This window comes from Kitasatospora sp. NPDC059088 (genome assembly GCF_042738155.1).
Taxonomy (GTDB): Bacteria; Actinomycetota; Actinomycetes; order Streptomycetales; family Streptomycetaceae; genus Kitasatospora.
This window is the reverse complement of sequence record NZ_JBHYGR010000230.1, coordinates 4,252-8,586: the sequence shown is the minus strand read 5'-3', so window position 1 is coordinate 8,586 and position 4,335 is coordinate 4,252. Positions and strand designations below refer to the sequence as shown.

Sequence of the window (4,335 nt, the reverse complement as noted above, 5' to 3'; positions counted from 1 at the left end):
CCGCCCGCGCGCGCGCCCGCCCCCCCCCCCCCCCGCCCCGCGCGCCCCGGCCCCGCGCCCCCCCCCGGCCCCCGGGGGCGCAATCAGGGCGCGGGGGGGTTGGGGACGATCCAGAGCTCGGCCGGGCCGTTGATGATCGCCGACTCCAGCCGGGCGGGTGCCGGGCGGGAGGGGTCCAGGGCGCTGTCGGGGTGGGCGCCGAACAGGCCGGCCAGGGCGACCTCGGCCTCCAGGCGGGCCAGGGGCGCGCCGAGGCAGAAGTGCGGGCCGTGCCCGAAGGCGAGGTGCTCCTTGTCGGGGCGGGTCGGGTCGAACTCGTCGGGCCGGTCCGGGTGGAGGTCCGGGTCGCGGCCGGCCGCGCCGAAGCCGAGCAGGATCGGTTCGCCGCGGCGGATGACCACGCCCTCGCCGAGGTCGATGTCCTCCAGCGGGTAGCGCAGCGGGACGTGCATGACGGGGCTCTCGTGGCGCAGGGTCTCCTCGATGACGTCCTCCCAGCCGAGGGCGCCGGTGCGGACGGCGGCCAGGTGGCGGGGGTGGGTGAGGAGGGCCTGGACGGTGCTGGTGATGAGGTTGACGGCGGTCTCGTACCCGGCGCCGAGCATCAGGAACAGGGTGTCGCGGGACTCCTCCTCGGTGCGTCCGGTGTCGCCGCCGGTGCTGAGCGCGGCGACGTCGCTGGCGAGGTCGGGGCCGGGTTCGCGCCGTTTGAGTTCCAGCAGGTCGGTCAGCGCCACGTTGATCTCGGCGCGCGAGAGCGTCATCTGCTCGTTGGCCGCCGTGGTGGTCAGCAGGGCGTCCATGGCCCGGCCGATCGGGGGCCGCAGGTCGGCGGGGACGCCGAACAGGTCGCAGATCACCGTCATGGTCAGCGGCAGGGACAGCGCCCGGCGCAGGTCCACGGCCTGGCCGGGGGCGAGTTCGCCCAGCGCGCCGACGAGGGCGGCGGTGGTGGCCTCGATCCGGGGGCGCAGCGCGGACACCCGCCGGGGTGAGAAGGAGGTCGCCATCCGGCGCCGGGCGGAGCGGTGTTCGTCGCCGTAGCGGTTGAAGAAGTTCTGCTGGAAGGCGATCGGGCCCATCGGCCAGCCCTCGGGCACCGCGGCCAGGCCGGGCCAGTGGCGGCGTGCGTCGCGGGAGACGCGGGGGTCGCCGGTGAGCGCGCGGATCACCGGGGCGCGGGTCACCGACCAGGCGATGATGCCGTCGGGGAGTTCGACGCGTACGGCCGGTCCGGCGCAGCGCAGCCGCGCGTTCTGCTGGTGGAGGGTGCGGGCGGTCATGTCGAGCACGGGGCAGCGGGGGGCGTCCGGGGCCATGGGCTTGCTCCTCGGGGAGCTCGGGGCCGGGTCTGAGCTCCGTTGTAGAGGGGTGCCGGTCGGGCGTCAACGGCGTACGGGCGCGGTCGTCGCGCGCCCGCCCGGACGGCCCCGTGCGGTCGCCGGGCCCGGTGGCCGTACGGTCGCCGGGGTGCTGTGCGGGCCCGGCCCGGCGGGTGTGCCGTACCCGAACGGTCCGCCGGGCGCCGGGCGGTGACGAAACGGTGACAAATCTCTGATGCCTCCCTTGCGTCAACCGGTGCTCCGCGGACTTACGATCATCGGCGCCCGGCGACCACACCGCCGGGTCACCACACATGGGGGAACGACGGATGAGCACACCGGCACCGGGCGGGTTCGGGGTCAACCACGCCGCGCTGGACAAGGCGCACGCCACGCTGACCAACCTGGCCCACGACTGTCCGGGCGCGGGCGCGGTCGCCGACGACGCCACCGGGACGGCGGTTACGGGCCTCAAGAACTGGGACAGCGCCGGGGCGTTGAAGGACTCGCTGGACGAGTGGCACCAGCAGGTCAAGGCGCTGACCGGGCGGCTGAACGCCAACGCGGGCGCGATGCAGAGCACCGGCGCCAACTACCGCAGTACCAACCTGTCCATCGCCCAGTCCCTCCAGGTGCAGTGACCATGCTCGGATACGAGGACGTCATCAACGCCAATCCGGACGCGCTGACCGCCGCCGCCACCCAGTGGCGCGCGATGGCGACGCGCTTCCACACCATGCAGACCACCATGGAGCAGGACGTCCTGGGCGGCGCGGGCAACGGCGGCGGCATCGGCGGCAACGGCCTGTTCACCCCGGGCGGCCCCGGCCTGCCGGGCAGCGGCAACGGCCTGACCGGCGGCCCCTGGTGGACGGGCGGCACCGCGAACCTGGCCAACACGGCGCTGCTGGCCACCAAGGGCCAGATCGTCGACGCCCAGACCGAGGCCAACGCGATGGCCTCGCTGCTCGACGAGGCGCACGCCGACTTCGCCGCCGCGCAGAAGCAGACCCGCGACGCGGCCGACGGCGCCGTCAAGGACGGCTTCAAGGTGACCGGCACCGGCACGGCGGTGTTCGACGAGAGCACGCTCGACCCGGCCACCCGCCAGGCCCTGCACCACGACCCGGAGGGCCGGCAGTCCTACCAGGACGCGGCCGACAGGTGGACCAAGGCGATCGCGGCCGGCGTCCAGGCCGCCACCCGCGCCGACCAGCGCATCGCCGCCGCCCTGCGCGGCGCCTCCAAGGCGGGCAACCCGCTGGACACCACCTTCAACGGCCAGGCCGTGGGCGGCGGCGACGCCGGTGACGCCCAGCGCGCCGCCGACCTGGCCACCCACCTGGACGACCTGACCCCGGAGCAACTGGTCCAGCTGCAGGACCTGATGAAGGACAAGGCCGACCACCCCGCCTTCTCCCAGGGCCTGTTGGACCGGCTCGGCCCGGACGGCACGCTCAAGCTCGCCGGGAAGCTCAGCAGCCCCGGCGGCGACAAGAAGGCCGCCTACACCGACCTCCAGGGCGGCCTCACCCACGCGCTGGCCTCCGCCACCCAGGACACCAGTACCGACTTCTACCGGCGCTGGCGCGCGGGCATGGCCAAGGTCGGCTGCGACGCGGACCACAACTACGGCTCCAACACCGAGCCGGTGTACGGGTACCAGGTCCTGACCACGCTGATGGCCAAGGGCGACGCGAAGTACTCGGCCGGGATGCTCGGCGACCTGGCCGACGACATCACCGCGGCGGAGAAGAAGACCCCCGACGCGTGGGCCTACAAGGCCAACCACAACGGCACCGCGCTGGGCGCCGACCCGCTGGACAACGTGCTCGCGGTCATGGGCCGCGAGCCGGACGCCGCCACCGCCTACCTGGACCCGAACTCCGGCGGCGGCAACCAGCACCTGCACTACCTGCTCAAGGACCGCAAGTGGCCCGAGGGCTGGGTCACGTCGATGGCCGGCCCGTTCAAGACGCCCGACCCGCTGGCGCAGAGCGGCCTGGGCGCGGCGCTGGAGGCCGCCACCACCGGCCAGCCGGCCGGCGCCCCGCACACCGGGCACCACACCGAGGCCCAGGCCCGGATCATGCACGACACCGTCACCGCCCTGGACGAGGGCCAGGGCGGCGCCAAGGTCAACGCCAACCTGCGCCAGCCGCTGGCCAACGCGCTGGCCGACTACACCAACGACAGCCACGAGATCTTCAACGGCCGCAACTCCCAGTACCTGGACCACGGCAGCACGGTGTGGACCGACGCGAACGGCACGGTGCACATGGGCGTCGGCGAGGACAGCCTGGTGCGGGTGATGCGCGGACTGTCCGACAACCCCGACGCCTACGCCACCCTGCACCAGGCCGAGAGCGCGAAGATCGCCCAGGAGCTGTCCTCGATCGGGCCCAACCCCTCGCAGAACGACATCCAGGACGTGATGAACAAGGGCGCCGCGAGCCTGGGCGTCTACGACGCGATCCGCGCCGACGTCGCCATGGGCCAGCGCGACGACGCCAACCTCCAGGCCGACTGGAAGGCCAAGGTCGCCTACCACGTGGTCGGCGCCCCGCTCACCCCCATCCCGTGGGTCGGCGACAGCGCCCAGCGCCTGGTCGACACCTGGGCCTGGGAGTGGGACAACCAGATGAAGGACCACAACAACAGCGTCGCCAACGCCAAGATCTCCGACACCTACCTGGACGCCAACAACGAGATGACCCACCTGGTCAGCGGCTGGGCCAAGGACCGCGGCACGGACCCGGACAGCAGCATGATCCACGTCGTCGAGGACGCCTCCCACGACCGCCGCTCCACCAGCGCCACCACCGCGGGCCACTTCCTGGGCCGCGGCAACTCCTGACGCATCGTCAATTCCTGACGCACCGTCAACTCGACTGCGGCCGCCGGCCGCCCCGCCGGGGGGGGGGGGCGGGGGGGCCGCGGGGGTGGGCGGGGGGGTGGCGGCTGGGGGGGGGCCACCCCCCCCCCCAGACCGCGCCGCCGGGCCCGCGGGCGG

Annotated in this window: 3 protein-coding genes; 2 read left to right on the top strand and 1 reads right to left on the bottom strand. The window is 74.0% G+C overall.

From position 1 onward, the window contains the following. Nucleotides 1–83: 83 nt before the first annotated feature. The gene (locus tag ACFWXO_RS44220) at nt 84–1,319 is read right to left on the bottom strand and encodes a cytochrome P450 (protein ID WP_380532647.1); all 1,236 of its coding nucleotides are present in this window, start codon (nt 1,317–1,319) and stop codon (nt 84–86) included. A 332-nt stretch (nt 1,320–1,651) separates the two neighbouring features. On the opposite strand from ACFWXO_RS44220, the gene ACFWXO_RS44215 reads away from it, so the two are divergent. Next, nucleotides 1,652–1,963, top strand: a complete 312-nt coding sequence (locus ACFWXO_RS44215; RefSeq protein WP_375897123.1) for a hypothetical protein — start codon at nt 1,652–1,654, stop codon at nt 1,961–1,963. Between the two features lie 2 nt (nt 1,964–1,965). Continuing rightward, entirely contained in the window at nt 1,966–4,179 is a 2,214-nt protein-coding gene (locus tag ACFWXO_RS44210) for a DUF6571 family protein (RefSeq protein WP_380532645.1), read from the top strand. The last annotated feature ends 156 nt before the right edge of the window (nt 4,180–4,335 follow it).